Below are 12,549 nucleotides of genomic sequence, written 5' to 3'. Positions count from 1 at the left end.
GCCGCGCTCTATCGCCATTTTCCAAGCAAGGCCAGAATGTTTGAAGGGCTACTAGGTTTTGTTGAAGAAACCTTGTTCTCTCGGATCAACCGCGTTCTGGAAGATGATCACACGATGCACGGGCGCCTCCAAAAGATATTGTTGTTAATGCTCACTTTCGCGGCTCGCAATCCAGGAATATGCCGAATACTCGCCGGCGAAGCCCTACTGGGCGAACAACCTAGGTTGCGAACACAAGTACAACAGCTGTTTGAGCGCATCAATGTCCAGCTCAAACAAGTGTTGCGTGAAGCCATCCTGGCCGAAGGTCATAGCGAACCTTTGGCCACAGAAAAAGCCAACTTGCTGTTGGCTTTTGTCGAAGGGCGAATCCGGCAGTTTGTTCGATCAGATTTCCAACTCTCACCGCTTGAATACTGGCCCAGCCAATGGCCGCTGTTGTCAAAAATTGTTGAGGCGTAGCCTAGCGCGCCGCCTCAACAATTTTATCCAATACCGACTCCACTTCCTGCGCTACAGGCACCAAAGAAGTCTCCTCAGAGATCATATGCAATGTAGGCTCCGGACGTACATAACCAATTTTGACCGCACCGTTCTCTTCCCAAACAGAAATACGGCATGGCAGCGCCATATTGACTTTAATATCCGTTGACAAGACTTTGTAGGCCTGTGCTGGATTACAGACCTCAAAGACGCGCACTTGTGGCGAGAAATCAAGCCCCTTGCTATTCAATTTTTCAGTGAGGTTGTGCACATGCAGCACCGAAAAGCCATTGTCGACAACAGCCTGCTCAAGCGCCGTCACCGCTTCGTCAAAACTTTTTTGAGATTCAAAGATCTTGTACACCGACATTGCCACCCCTTTATATTAGTGTCTTCGAATATTTATATACCTTAGCGCAATCGACAACGTGAAGCAATCACTATAGGCCCGTGACATTTTCTAGCCGTGGCCAAATGGCCATCATTCAAGACGCTTGTTTGATTTCACAGTCAAGCACTGATTTGACGACCTCTTTTTTTTGCTATGCTCAACACTGCATGGTGAAAGAAGGACATGCTAAAAATTTTCTAACGAGTCAAGAAAGAAGGAATTCAAGGATGTTACAAAAGTTTTGGCTTACGCCGCTGATTGCGGCCATCGCGATAGGCCCCACGGCCTTGATGGCACAACGCCTGAAACCATTGCCCGCAGGCCATTTGCCGCCAGCGGTTTTCCAGCAAGTTGTTCAGTCACCGTCCACATCAAGGCTCACGGCCCGACTTTTTCATACCAATGAGAATCAATATTTGGTGGTGAGTCGAAATGGTCAGGTCGTCAAGTCATTCCGACTCGATGTACCGGTGACCGCCACACAAGTGCAAGGAGATTGGAACAGAACGGAGCCGCCTCCGCCACCCCCCGGCGGAAACGGGGCAGTGACCCTTTCCAACACCTACTTCACACCCAATGAAGTGATTGTGGTGACCATAACCTATTACTATCTCGATCATCAACTGGTCGATGTGGAAGTTGAGGTCAAACATCTCCCCAAACCAGATAAGGAAATGCCCAAATAAGTCACAGACCCGGATGAGACCTGAGGCCTTTTGCCGTGGCCTCATCCGGCCGCTCCATTGACTATTTTCGCGATCTTTTGTGCGTGAGTTGTTGTTGGCCTTGCGACTGACACCAGTCTGAAGGCAATCTACCCTGCCATCTGCCCAATAGTTCTGTTAATTCTGCTTGGCTCTTTTATAATAAACATTTGCCGAGGTTGGTCTTGTCACGAGGGTTACCTTTGTCAGAGTCGTGTATTCGCACAAACGTGGTTCGCTGCGCACCACTTGACCACCACATTTATCACCTTGTTGTGCGCTTACCGCAAAACTCCGATTGGTCCTTTCTGGCCGGGCAATATTGCCTCGTCTCAACTGACGACGGGATGCATTGCCCGCTTTCGATTGCCTCCTCCCCAGAAACCTTGCCAGAGATTTCGTTTTTTGTCCGCGTTGCCGGGGCTGGCAGTCTCGCCGACCAGTTGATTCGTGCCGCGCAAGACAATGGCATCCTCGGTGTTTCCCCGCCAATGGGAGCATGCACATGGCCAAGATTTTCTTCTGGGGATTTGTGGATCATTGCTGGTGGCACCGGTATTGCACCTGTGTTGTCCCTGCTGGCGAGCAAAGACGCGCGCCCGTGCCGGATCTTTTGGGGTGTACGACATGATCAGGAGCTATTTGCGCATGACATGCTCTCTGACTTAGCCGATAAGGTGGGAGCAGAATACGTCCCTGTCGTGGAGCAACCATCGGCGCAGTGGGTCGGTGAAATCGGCCAACCGCACCAAGTGGCATTAGCACACCAACCCCCTAAAATGACACGGTTTCTACTGGCTGGCGGGCCACCGATGGTGCACGCTGTGCGAACGGCGCTTGTGAATTTCGGCATTGCCCCGACCAATATCCATTCTGACCTGATAGATCTCGGCCAGATACCTTCAACAGGCCTCTAGCGCAGCGCGCAATTTTTTCATGGCGCTGGTTTCAATTTGACGGATACGTTCTGCCGACACCCCATATTTTTCCGCCAATTCATGCAACGTCGCTTTCTTATCGGACAACCACCGGCTTTGCAGAATATCACGGCTACGCTCATCCAACTTTGCCAAGGCCTGCTCAAGAATTTCGGTTTGACGATTGAACAAGTCTTCTTCTGAAATTTGTTCGGCCGGATCCCGGGCGCTGTGATCCTCAAGATAATAGATAGGGGCGCTTCCGTCGTCGTCATCATCATTGAGAGGCGCATCGAACGAGGGATCAAAGGCGGCAAGACGCTCCTCCATTTGCCTAACTTCTTCTGGCGATACGCCAAGGTCTTTGGCAACTTTCTCGATTTCCTCATTATTTAGCCAACCCAGCCTTTTTTTCGCCGATCGCAAATTGAAAAAGAGTTTCCGTTGGGCTTTAGTGGTCGCCACTTTCACAATGCGCCAATTGCGCAACACAAATTCGTGAATCTCTGCCTTAATCCAATGAACCGCAAAAGACACAAGACGCACGCCATAATCAGGATCATAGCGCTTGACGGCCTTCATCAGGCCGATATTGCCCTCTTGGATCAAGTCAGCCAATGGCAACCCGTAGCCTGTATAACTCCGGGCAATATGCGCCACAAACCTAAGATGCGATAAGACCAATTGACGCGCAGCCTCAAGATCGTTTTCATCACGATAACGGCGGGCCAGCGCCTTTTCTTCTTCTTCCGACAAGATGGGAATTTTATTGATTGCCTGCAAATACGCTTCCAAGCTGCTTTGCGGCGCAGGCAGCTGATTGGCGGGAACAGGGAGTTTCTTATCGTCGATCTCGTCGGCCACGTCGTCCTGACTCAACTTAAGAGAAGTTGCAGAGTCATTAATCATAGCAGATACCATGCCCCTTTACTTGGCCAATCGGCAATATTTGACCGGGCCGGTTAACGTTGGTTCCCAATACGAGTGTTGCTTGATGGGGACAGGTTGGCAGATTTCAATAGCCTCCATCACGCTGGCTCAATGGTGCGAATTCTTCTGGACACCGACAGCCACGCCCCGAGCCAACCCAAGAAAGTGCCAAAGGCCACAAGCAACGTGGCCTGAATGGGCGAAAGGCCAGCAACATCAAAAGCCATTCCATATTGGCGTGCCAGAACGCTGACCGCATCGCCGAGATACCAGGTATTGGCTTGCACCACCAGCCAAGCAACCACACCGCCAAGCGCACCATACCACGCCCCCAAATACAAAAATGGGCGCCGAATAAACGCATCGGTCGCACCGACCAATTTCACAATCTCAATTTCAGCGCGATGATTTTCCACCGCCAACCGAATGGTATTTCCCACCACCAGAATGACTGTCATTGCAAAAATCAGCGCCAGCGCTGTCAGTATGCGCTCACCCACATTCAAAAGTGCGGCCAGCCGTCTCAGCCACGCGAGATCAATTTTGACCACGTCAACCAAAGGCAACTTTGACACATCCGCCTGCAATTGTGCTGCCGTATTTGCCTCTTGATGCGCAACATCCGGCGTCATCTCAATGACCCAGGGCAGAGGGTTCTCATCTAAGTATTGCAACGCATTGCCGAGGCCAGCGCGACGCTCCAAGATAGCCAAACCCTCCTCGGGCGAGACTAGACGAAGGGCCTCGGGTCGATACGTCTGGCGCAGTACATTGGCAAGGCGTTGTACTTGTTCGGCTGAAGCCCCCGCTTTTAAGAAAATTGAGATGCGAACTCGGTCATGCAAATCACCTGTCAATCGTGCACTGTTATCGATCAAGACTTGCAATCCAGCCGGTAGCGAAAGTGCCACGGCCAATACGAGAATAGTCATGAGGCTACCTGCCTTATTATTTTTTAACTCGCGCCAGGCACGCCTATTTTCGTTTCGATGATGGCGCAGCCACAAAGCCAACCGATGTCGCCAGTGCACGCGCTGTCGCTTTGCTCCAGATTTTTGACTCATGCCATCACCTCTGAAGCTTCGGCATCCTGCACAAGCTGTCCCTGCCGTAAGACCAGCATCCGGTGACGAAGTTTGGCTATCAGGGCCAAATCGTGGCTGGCGATCAGCACAGTTACCCCGACTTGATTGAATTGCTCGAACAAACGCATAATGTCCGCCGACAAATCGGGATCGAGGTTACCGGTTGGCTCATCGGCAAGCAATAACCTTGGCTTATGCACTACCGCACGAGCAATGCCAACACGTTGTTGTTCACCTCCGGACAGCATGATGGGCATCAATTTTTCTTTATGCAGCAGCCCGACTTTGTCCAATGCCGCACGAACACGGCGGCCAATTTCTCTTGGGCCATAGCCGAGCATCTCCAACGGTAATGCGACATTGTCAAATACGGTGCGATCAAATAACAGCCGGTGATCCTGAAAGATAATGCCCATCTGACGCCGATGGTAAGGGACTTTCCTGCGTGAAAGCTGCGTGACATTCCGCCCATCAAAGTAAACCTCACCCCGGGTCGGGCGCTCCATCAACGTGATGAGTTTGAGCAGTGTGCTTTTGCCAGCCCCCGAATGGCCGGTCAAGAATGCCATTTCACCTTTCGCCAATTCAAAACTCACGTCGATCAGCGCTTCATGGCCACTCTCATAACGTTTGCTGACGTGGTTGAATCGTATCATGAATGGTTATCTTCACTATCGTCAAACAGTGCTTCCACAAACAAATGTGCATCAAACGGCCTTAAATCAGATGCCTGCTCACCAACACCGATAAAGCGTATCGGGATTCCGAATTGATGCGCCAAGGCAAACAGTATCCCGCCTTTCGCGGTGCCATCCAATTTTGTTAATGCCAAGCCGGTCAACGGAACTGCCTCTGAGAAGGCACGTGCTTGACTTAACGCATTCTGACCAGTGCCCGCATCCAGTACCAACAAAGTTTCATGTGGCGCCTCGGGGTCAAGCTTTTTTATCACCCGAACGATTTTGGCCAGTTCTTCCATGAGGTGATCTTTGTTGTGCAGTCGGCCAGCCGTATCAGCTATCAAAACATCAATGCCTTTTGCGCGGGCAGACGCCAGCGCGTCGTAAATCACCGATGCCGAATCTGCCCCCGTGTGCTGCGCGATCACGGGCACATCATGACGCTGCCCCCATGTCTGTAGTTGCTCGACAGCGGCGGCGCGGAACGTATCACCCGCCGCCAGCATGACGGAATAGCCTTCCTGCCGATAACGATGCGCCAACTTACCAATGGTGGTGGTCTTGCCGACGCCATTGACCCCGACAACAAGGATGACAAAGGGCTTTCGTTCCGTTGAAATCACAAGCGGCTGATCGACATCTGCCAACATCGTGCGCAAAATGTCCTTCAGAACATCAAGCACTTCATCACCTTTGCCGCAACGCGCTTGTAATTCGGCGATGATTTGGTCGGTCGCCTCGATGCCGACGTCCGCCATCAAAAGCCTGGTTTCCAAGGCTTCTATCAATTCCTCATCCAACGCACGGCCTGTACCAAAAATATTGGCAATGCCACCCAAAAAACCGCTTCTGGTTTTTTTAAGTCCCCGACGAAGGCGCGTCAAGACGCCGTCCTGCTCACCGTCACGTTCAGATTTTTTACGAAAACGCTGCCAAAACGATTTTTTCGTTTCGTTAGATTCTTTGCTCATGACAAAATATGGTTTAATCTGCCTTCTCCCAACTATGCTATCATTTTGGGCGCCATCGCCATAGCACAGCCTCTGATTTCCAGCATGAGTCGTCACGGTCAAATACGAATTATTGCCGGCAAATGGCGTGGTCGCCGTCTGCCAGTGCCCAACGAGCCTGGTCTACGCCCCACCACCGATCGGGTTCGGGAGACCTTGTTCAATTGGCTATCCGACGATATCGCCGACCGCGCGTGCCTTGATCTATTCGCTGGCAGCGGCGCGCTTGGGTTTGAAGCAGCTTCGCGAGGGGCTGCGACAGTGACCATGATAGAGCGAGCTCGTCGCGTGGTCGGGCATCTACGAAAATGGGTGGACATTCTAGGCGCAGATAATATTCGTATTGTTCACGCGGACGCTTTGCAATGGCTTGCCAAAATGTCAGACACCAACTTTGATCTCGTGTTCATCGATCCACCCTTTCAGGCCAATCTGCACGCCAAAGCCCTCAATAAACTGATGCTCTCCGGAATGCTAAAACCCGGTGCATTGGTTTATGTTGAAACAGAGCAACGTGCCGAAGCGCCATTTTGGGACAACCGGTTTTCACTTGTGAAAGAAAAAGCCATGGGGGGCATTACCGCCCGATTGTTAAGGTTTGTCGCTCATGCATGAAACCAAGCAAGGCATTCTGTTTGGCATACTGGCGTTTGCCTGGTGGGGTTTAAGCCCAATTTATTTTCACGCCCTTGAGGCTGTCCCCCCGCTTGAAATTATTGCCCATCGCGTCATCTGGTCAGCCATCTCGTTAGGTTTGGGATTTCTACTTGTCAAACGTAACGAACTCAAAGTGGTTTTTGAAGCGATAAAATCGCATTGGCCAACCCTGTTGCTTGCCTCCGTCCTCTTGACTGCGAACTGGCTGATATATGTCTACGCAGTGACCTCCGCCCATGTCTTAGAAGCCAGCCTGGGCTATTTCATCAATCCCTTGGTCAATGTCGCGCTCGGCTATTTTATTTTGAAGGAGCGCCTGTCTCGGGTAAAGCAGGTGGCTGTGGGACTGGCCTGTTTTGCCGTGTTACTCGAAATCGTTCGTTTTGGACAACTTCCATGGATCGCCCTCTCTCTGGCGGGCACGTTTGGCTGCTATGGATTAATTCGAAAACGCGCCAACATTGGTGGCGCCCTTGGACTTTTTATCGAAACCCTGTTTATGTTGCCGCTGGCAATGGTCTACCTAACTTATTTGCTGGCCACAGGCGACAGCGCATTTTTGTCTGGACGTGCGTCCATGGACATTTTGTTGGTGCTGGCAGGCCTCGTGACCACGTTGCCTCTAATTTGGTTTATTGCCGCAGCCAAGCGGCTGAACTATTCGACAGTCGGATTACTGCAATACATTGGACCAACCCTAATGGGTTGCCTTGGCTATTTCGTCTGGAATGAGGCGTTGCCCCCGGGACGAGGGCTCACCTTCGCTTGTGTTTGGCTTGGCTTGGCCGCCATTGCCATGGTGGAAATCAAAAAGCGGCCGACCACCTAAATACCCTCTGGCTTGAGATCTCTTGTCAGCAAAAGCTCCGCCGCCTTCGCAGGCGAGAGTTGACAATACAACACCTGATAAATGACTTCAGCAATTGGCATATCCACTGAAAGTCGCTGCGCCAAATGGAACACTACCTTGGCATTACGAACGGCTTCGACCACCTGTCCAATCGCGTCAATCGCCTCCTGAATGGTTTTACCTTGTCCTAACGCCAAGCCGAATCGCCGGTTTCTAGACTGGTCATCTGTCGCGGTTAAAAGCAGATCGCCAAGCCCGGCTAGCCCGTACAGTGTTTCCACTTTCGCGCCCATGGCTCTGCCCAAGCGCACCAGCTCGGCCAATCCGCGAGTGAGCAAGGCGGCCCGAGTGTTGGCGCCAAAACCAAGGCCATCTGACATCCCCGCGCCCACGGCAATAATGTTCTTCACCACACCGCCCAGCTGGACGCCCACCAAGTCATCGGTACAGTAGATTCTGAAACGGGTATTATGAAAACGACGCACCAATGCCGCCGAAAATGCTTCGTCATTGGCAGCCAATGCCGCAGCTGATGGCACACCCCGCGCCAGCTCCTTGGCAAAGGTCGGGCCCGAAAGCACGGCCATGGGCCGGGGACCGAGGACTTCCTTGACAGCTTCACTCAAAAGCGACCCTGTCTCCGGCACCAAACCTTTGCTCGCCCACGCGATGCGCGCATCGTTCGCCAACATGGGTTTAAGCTGCTGCAATAGGTCGACAAAACCATGACTGGGCACCACGATCAAAATATCGCGAACACCATCGACGCTCGCTTCCAGTTCGCTTTCGACCGATAACATGGCTGGAAACGTCTCACCAGGCAAATAGCGCGTATTTTCGCGCTTTTCTGCCATGGCAGCCATTTCCTCAGCGTTCCAGCCCCATAGCCTCGTCGGAACACCATTTCGCGCCAATAACAACGCGAGCGCCGTTCCCCAAGAACCCGCACCCAATACGGCAATGCGATCTTGTGCCATTAGGCCTCGCTAGATTCAGCCTGCCCGTTTGCTTGTGCTGGCTGTTGTTCTTTTTGCAGCTGCGCAGCAAACAACTGGTCGAAGTTGATCGGTGCCAACAACAATGGCGGCAAGCCACCACGCGTCACAAGACTTGAGACGGTTTCACGCACATATGGGAACAAGATATTGGGGCAATAAGCAGCCAACGCGTGACGCATTTTCAGTTCGGAGTCCAAACCTTTGATGGTGAACACCCCAGCTTGTTGTACTTCGATGGCAAACACTGCTTTATCATTCTGCGTACCGGTGAGACTGATCGTCAGCTCGACCTCGTAGTCGTCCTCGCCAACCGAGCGCGAGCGCGTGTTCATTTCCATCTTGATTTCAGGTTTGTATTCCTCGTCAAAGATCTCTGGTGCATTTGGAACTTCCAAAGAAAGATCCTTGACGTAAAGTTTTTTGATCACGAATTGTACGTTTGTGTTGACTTGATTGCTTTGTGCTTCTGACATACCTGCTAACCTTCTGTTGATAGATATTACCTTGACACTTCCGATTTACGAAGAAGCCAGAAGTGCATCCAATTGACCTTTGGCATCCAGTGCATAGAGATCATCACAGCCACCTATAGATTTGCCATCAATAAAAATTTGCGGCACTGTGCGTCGCCCACTCCGGGCTTCCATTTCTTGCCGTTTGGCAGGGTCGTTGGTGACATCAATTTCAACAAAAGACACTTTTTTTTCTTCTAAAAGTGCTTTTGCCCGCCAACAAAATCGACAATAGGTTGCTGTGTAAATCACGACTTCAGCCATGATATTCCTCAATCTTTGGTCAGTGGCAAACTCTCACCAAGCCAGCCCTGAACGCCGCCAGCAAGCTTGCTAACGTTTTCATAACCAGACTTTTTCAGCAACTGCGCGGCCGCGCCAGCCTGAATGCCTGCGTTGCAGACTACGACAATTGGCCGGCTTTTGTCGACCCCTTCTTTGTCCAATGTTTCAAGAAGTTTTGACATAGGGGCATGCACGGCGCCGGCAATGTGACCCTTTTCGTATTCGGCCAACGCCCGAATGTCCACCACGAGCGCATTTTGGCGATTCACCAGAAGCGACAACTGTTGTGGACTAATCGAGGGAATCCTTTCTTGTGTCATTGCGCGCAACAGCAATAAGCCAGAAATCAACCAGACGGCGGTGAGCACCCAATGTTCTGCGGCAAAATTCAGCAGGTCAGTGACCATCTATCCACTCCGCGCGAATCATATGAAGAAGCGCTATTATACGTTCTCAAACTCATCCTGCCAGTCTCTAAGACAGGTTTGGTGAAAAGACCGCAAACGATTACAATGACCTACTCCTTGTCTAATCAGCAATGAGAATTCCTGTCCGTGTCAAAACAAAAAGCTGTGACGCGCGTTTTGAGGGTTTTTGCAGCATTACCGCGTCCCATTTCAAGGACAGCAGGGCGAATTTTGGGCTGGCTCGCTTGGCACTTTGCGAAAAAAGCCCGACATTTTACCGAGACCAATATCACGCATTGCTTTCCGAAAATGCCGGCTGACCAAAGAAAAGTCCTTGCGCGGCGTGCTTTTCTCCAAACTGGTGAGCTGATTTCTGACCTCGCGGTGACCTGGTTATGGCCTAAAGAGAAACTGCGCTCACTGATCACCCAGGTCGATGGTTTGGATGCTCTGCGGTCGGCATTCGAACAAAACCGTGGTGTTTTGGTGCTGACGCCGCATCTTGGCAACTGGGAAATCCTCTTTCCGGCCATCGCCGGACAATTCCCTCTCGCGGCAATGTATCGACCGCCCCGGCAGTCGGCGCTTGAGCCCATTATCGTCTCGGCTCGCCAACGCAACGGCGGTGAGGTTTTTCCGGCCACCGCCAGCGGTGTCCGGTATACCATTCGCGCCTTAAAAAGTGGGAAGGTTACTTTTGTCCTACCCGATCAAGAGCCCGAAGACAGCGCTGGCATCTTTGTGCCGTTTTTCGGACAACCGGCACTCACCATGACCTTACCCGCGCGTCTATGCCAGAAAACGCAATGTGCCGTTCTATTCGCCGCGGCATACCGACGGCATGGTCGTTTTTATGTGGAATTTTGCCACGGCGCCTTCCCGTGCGACCACACCATGCCAACAGACGTATTCTGTCGAAACATGAATCGTTCCCTTGAGGCGCTCATCCTAAAGTCGCCCGAGCAGTACCAGTGGTCATACAAAAGGTTTTACACGCAGCCGAATGGGCGGCCGCAGATATATATTTAGGGCGCCTGATAAATTGTCGTCTGGTTTCGCCCGTTTTCCTTCGATTGATAGAGCGCTTTGTCCGTACAATCCAGCCATGTTTGGTAATCTTCAAACGACTCATGCGCTTCACAAATGCCTAAACTGATAGTAACTCGAAGCGTTTGACCTTCGTGGGTAATGGTTGTCTTTTCAATCAGTCGACGCAGACGTTCACAAAATATCTTAGCCGCTTGCGCCGTCGTATTTGGCAATATCACGCCAAATTCTTCACCACCGTATCGGCCAAGAATGTCCGTACCGCGCGCCACTTCTCGCAATTTTTCGGCAACAGTCTGGATGACCACATCGCCCGTAGGATGCCCGTAGGTGTCATTGACCTTCTTAAAGTGGTCAATGTCGAACATCACAAGCGAGGCGGGGCTTCGATAACGTTGATAACGTTCAAACTCGACCGACAGCAACGACTCCCAAGCACCGCGGTTGAGCAACTGGGTCAGCATGTCGGTACGCGAAAGTCGTTTCAATTCGGCGTTGGCCTGTTGCAGTTCTTGCTTTTGCAGCGCAATGTCCGTCACGTCATACACCACGATGCTGACATGTTCCACTTCGCCTCTCGACGACACCAGTGGGTTAATGGTTAAATTTTGATACATCATGCCAGCCATACCTGAGATCGGCTGATTATGACGAAAGGGAAACACCCATTGTCGCTGTTCCCAACTGGTAAAAGCACGGTTTTTCAGGAGAAACACCGTGTCGATTTTATGCTGGAACCACGCTTTCGGAATGTCTGGAAACACCTCAAATATATTCCTGTCGCGAACATCGCGCGGCAACATGCCTGAGTGGTTTTCCATAAAGGCGTTCCACACCTTGATACGATAGGCCTTATCGATGACTACAAGGCCAACATCGATGGTTTGCAGCAAGTCCATCAACCAGTGAAATTCTTGTAACTGTTCTGTTTTGGCGTTCATGATGCCTCCGACAAATAGCTGGCTCTTGTTTGCAATTGAGGCAATGAGTCTTCCGTAAACAGCAAAATCAAATCGCATGCCACATTATGGCCTTCAATTTCATAATGAATTTCAATGGCAAGCGTTTTTCGCCAGTCAGGCTTTTTTTTCAATAGTTCCGTGACCTGGACGTGCTTGCCTAATAAACGAGGGTGACCTTGGCTAAATTGAATGTCCAATTGCTGCGCGATGCCCGCCAGACAAGCGCCAATCAAAACATTTGCCGTATCAATTAAAAGCTCGACCTCATTGTCAACGGGCCCTTCCTCGGTATAGCGCATTATCTTAGCCATGTCCGCCAATGAAGAATCAGTGTACAGAAGCAATGCCTCCCCCGCGATGCCATACCCTATAAAACCCTGGCACACGGCGGAAATATTTTCTTCTCGATTGGCATCTGCCAACATCATGAGCAGATCGCCATATTCCACTTCCACCACTTTAGGCACCGGCAGTTTCACAAAAACATTCAATAATCTGGCCAATAAGTCCGCTGCGCGCCCCATCGCCACGTTGGCGACCTCTTGCAGAATTTCATTAAGACTTAGTTCGCGCTTGACTTCTGGGAGCGATTCGACGACCTCGGAGGGGCCGCTGTCCACTTTGGCTTCCG

General features: G+C 51.4%; 17 protein-coding genes. 6 read left to right on the top strand and 11 right to left on the bottom strand.

Translation table 11 applies throughout. From position 1 onward, the window contains the following. Positions 1-462: nucleoid occlusion factor SlmA (gene slmA, locus D6694_03640; protein ID RMH46399.1), on the top strand; the 462-nt coding region annotated here is incomplete at its 5' end. 1 nt (position 463) lies between these two features. Here the strand turns inward: slmA and D6694_03635 are convergent. Next, positions 464-847 (bottom strand): DUF302 domain-containing protein, encoded by a 384-nt coding sequence (locus D6694_03635; GenBank protein ID RMH46398.1) that lies wholly within the window; start codon positions 845-847, stop codon positions 464-466. A gap of 110 nt (positions 848-957) precedes the next feature. On the opposite strand from D6694_03635, the gene D6694_03630 reads away from it, so the two are divergent. Continuing rightward, positions 958-1,560, top strand: a complete 603-nt coding sequence (locus tag D6694_03630; protein ID RMH46396.1) for a hypothetical protein — start codon at positions 958-960, stop codon at positions 1,558-1,560. A gap of 248 nt (positions 1,561-1,808) precedes the next feature. Further along, positions 1,809-2,495 carry a hypothetical protein gene (locus D6694_03625; protein RMH46395.1) on the top strand — a complete coding sequence of 229 codons (687 nt, stop codon included), beginning with the start codon at positions 1,809-1,811 and terminating at the stop codon, positions 2,493-2,495. Here D6694_03625 and rpoH read toward each other — a convergent pair. From rpoH to ftsY, 4 genes are all read right to left on the bottom strand, one after another. Then, complete coding sequence (rpoH, locus tag D6694_03620) at positions 2,481-3,404, bottom strand: RNA polymerase sigma factor RpoH (GenBank protein ID RMH46397.1); 924 nt, start codon at positions 3,402-3,404, stop codon at positions 2,481-2,483. The two genes, D6694_03625 and rpoH, sit on opposite strands and share 15 nt — an antisense overlap. A 119-nt stretch (positions 3,405-3,523) precedes the next feature. Next, positions 3,524-4,489 carry an FtsX-like permease family protein gene (locus D6694_03615; protein ID RMH46394.1) on the bottom strand — a complete coding sequence of 322 codons (966 nt, stop codon included), beginning with the start codon at positions 4,487-4,489 and terminating at the stop codon, positions 3,524-3,526. Further along, positions 4,486-5,166, bottom strand: coding sequence for a cell division ATP-binding protein FtsE (gene ftsE, locus D6694_03610; GenBank protein ID RMH46393.1), 681 nt, complete (start codon positions 5,164-5,166; stop codon positions 4,486-4,488). Before ftsE ends, D6694_03615 begins: the two co-directional genes overlap by 4 nt. Beyond that, the gene (gene ftsY / locus D6694_03605) at positions 5,163-6,161 is read right to left on the bottom strand and encodes a signal recognition particle-docking protein FtsY (GenBank protein RMH46392.1); all 999 of its coding nucleotides are present in this window, start codon (positions 6,159-6,161) and stop codon (positions 5,163-5,165) included. The genes ftsE and ftsY overlap by 4 nt, the downstream gene beginning before the upstream one ends. 84 nt (positions 6,162-6,245) lie before the next feature. Between ftsY and rsmD the strand changes: the two genes are divergently transcribed. After that, positions 6,246-6,815, top strand: a complete 570-nt coding sequence (gene rsmD, locus D6694_03600) for a 16S rRNA (guanine(966)-N(2))-methyltransferase RsmD (protein ID RMH46391.1) — start codon at positions 6,246-6,248, stop codon at positions 6,813-6,815. Then, positions 6,808-7,686, top strand: coding sequence for an EamA family transporter RarD (rarD, locus tag D6694_03595; GenBank protein RMH46390.1), 879 nt, complete (start codon positions 6,808-6,810; stop codon positions 7,684-7,686). Before rsmD ends, rarD begins: the two co-directional genes overlap by 8 nt. Here the strand turns inward: rarD and D6694_03590 are convergent. From D6694_03590 to D6694_03575, 4 genes are read right to left on the bottom strand one after another with little or no spacing between them, the layout of a single operon-like run. Then, entirely contained in the window at positions 7,683-8,684 is a 1,002-nt protein-coding gene (locus D6694_03590) for an NAD(P)-dependent glycerol-3-phosphate dehydrogenase (GenBank protein ID RMH46389.1), read from the bottom strand. The genes rarD and D6694_03590 overlap by 4 nt on opposite strands. Continuing rightward, complete coding sequence (secB, locus tag D6694_03585) at positions 8,684-9,178, bottom strand: protein-export chaperone SecB (GenBank protein ID RMH46388.1); 495 nt, start codon at positions 9,176-9,178, stop codon at positions 8,684-8,686. The genes D6694_03590 and secB overlap by 1 nt, the downstream gene beginning before the upstream one ends. A gap of 45 nt (positions 9,179-9,223) precedes the next feature. Beyond that, positions 9,224-9,481: a glutaredoxin 3 gene (grxC, locus tag D6694_03580; GenBank protein ID RMH46387.1), complete on the bottom strand. Its 258-nt coding sequence runs from the start codon at positions 9,479-9,481 to the stop codon at positions 9,224-9,226. An 8-nt stretch (positions 9,482-9,489) separates the two neighbouring features. Then, complete coding sequence (locus D6694_03575; GenBank protein ID RMH46386.1) at positions 9,490-9,909, bottom strand: rhodanese-like domain-containing protein; 420 nt, start codon at positions 9,907-9,909, stop codon at positions 9,490-9,492. A gap of 141 nt (positions 9,910-10,050) precedes the next feature. Here D6694_03575 and D6694_03570 point away from each other — a divergent pair, with 141 nt between their 5' ends. Continuing rightward, positions 10,051-10,938, top strand: a complete 888-nt coding sequence (locus D6694_03570; protein ID RMH46385.1) for a hypothetical protein — start codon at positions 10,051-10,053, stop codon at positions 10,936-10,938. On the opposite strand, the gene D6694_03565 is transcribed toward D6694_03570, so the two are convergent. Then, positions 10,935-11,897, bottom strand: a complete 963-nt coding sequence (locus D6694_03565) for a diguanylate cyclase (protein RMH46384.1) — start codon at positions 11,895-11,897, stop codon at positions 10,935-10,937. The genes D6694_03570 and D6694_03565 overlap by 4 nt on opposite strands. After that, positions 11,894-12,549, bottom strand: a 656-nt coding sequence (locus D6694_03560) for a response regulator (GenBank protein RMH46383.1), incomplete at its 5' end; no start/stop codon positions are given. The genes D6694_03560 and D6694_03565, both read right to left, overlap by 4 nt.

This window comes from Gammaproteobacteria bacterium (genome assembly GCA_003696665.1).
GTDB lineage: Bacteria > Pseudomonadota > Gammaproteobacteria > Enterobacterales.
The sequence above is the reverse complement of the archived record's forward strand: the minus strand, read 5'-3'. Positions and strand labels throughout refer to the sequence as shown.

Excerpts from the sequence above, each read along its gene's own strand:
- rsmD (RMH46391.1), top strand. The coding sequence starts at position 6,246 with ATGAGTCGTCACGGTCAAATACGAATTATTGCCGGCAAATGGCGTGGT.
- ftsE (RMH46393.1), bottom strand. The coding sequence starts at position 5,166 with ATGATACGATTCAACCACGTCAGCAAACGTTATGAGAGTGGCCATGAA.
- secB (RMH46388.1), bottom strand. The coding sequence starts at position 9,178 with ATGTCAGAAGCACAAAGCAATCAAGTCAACACAAACGTACAATTCGTG.
- rarD (RMH46390.1), top strand. The coding sequence starts at position 6,808 with ATGCATGAAACCAAGCAAGGCATTCTGTTTGGCATACTGGCGTTTGCC.
- grxC (RMH46387.1), bottom strand. The coding sequence starts at position 9,481 with ATGGCTGAAGTCGTGATTTACACAGCAACCTATTGTCGATTTTGTTGG.
- D6694_03615 (RMH46394.1), bottom strand. The coding sequence starts at position 4,489 with ATGAGTCAAAAATCTGGAGCAAAGCGACAGCGCGTGCACTGGCGACAT.
- ftsY (RMH46392.1), bottom strand. The coding sequence starts at position 6,161 with ATGAGCAAAGAATCTAACGAAACGAAAAAATCGTTTTGGCAGCGTTTT.
- D6694_03590 (RMH46389.1), bottom strand. The coding sequence starts at position 8,684 with ATGGCACAAGATCGCATTGCCGTATTGGGTGCGGGTTCTTGGGGAACG.
- rpoH (RMH46397.1), bottom strand. The coding sequence starts at position 3,404 with ATGATTAATGACTCTGCAACTTCTCTTAAGTTGAGTCAGGACGACGTG.
- D6694_03630 (RMH46396.1), top strand. The coding sequence starts at position 958 with ATGGCCATCATTCAAGACGCTTGTTTGATTTCACAGTCAAGCACTGAT.
- D6694_03575 (RMH46386.1), bottom strand. The coding sequence starts at position 9,909 with ATGGTCACTGACCTGCTGAATTTTGCCGCAGAACATTGGGTGCTCACC.
- D6694_03565 (RMH46384.1), bottom strand. The coding sequence starts at position 11,897 with ATGAACGCCAAAACAGAACAGTTACAAGAATTTCACTGGTTGATGGAC.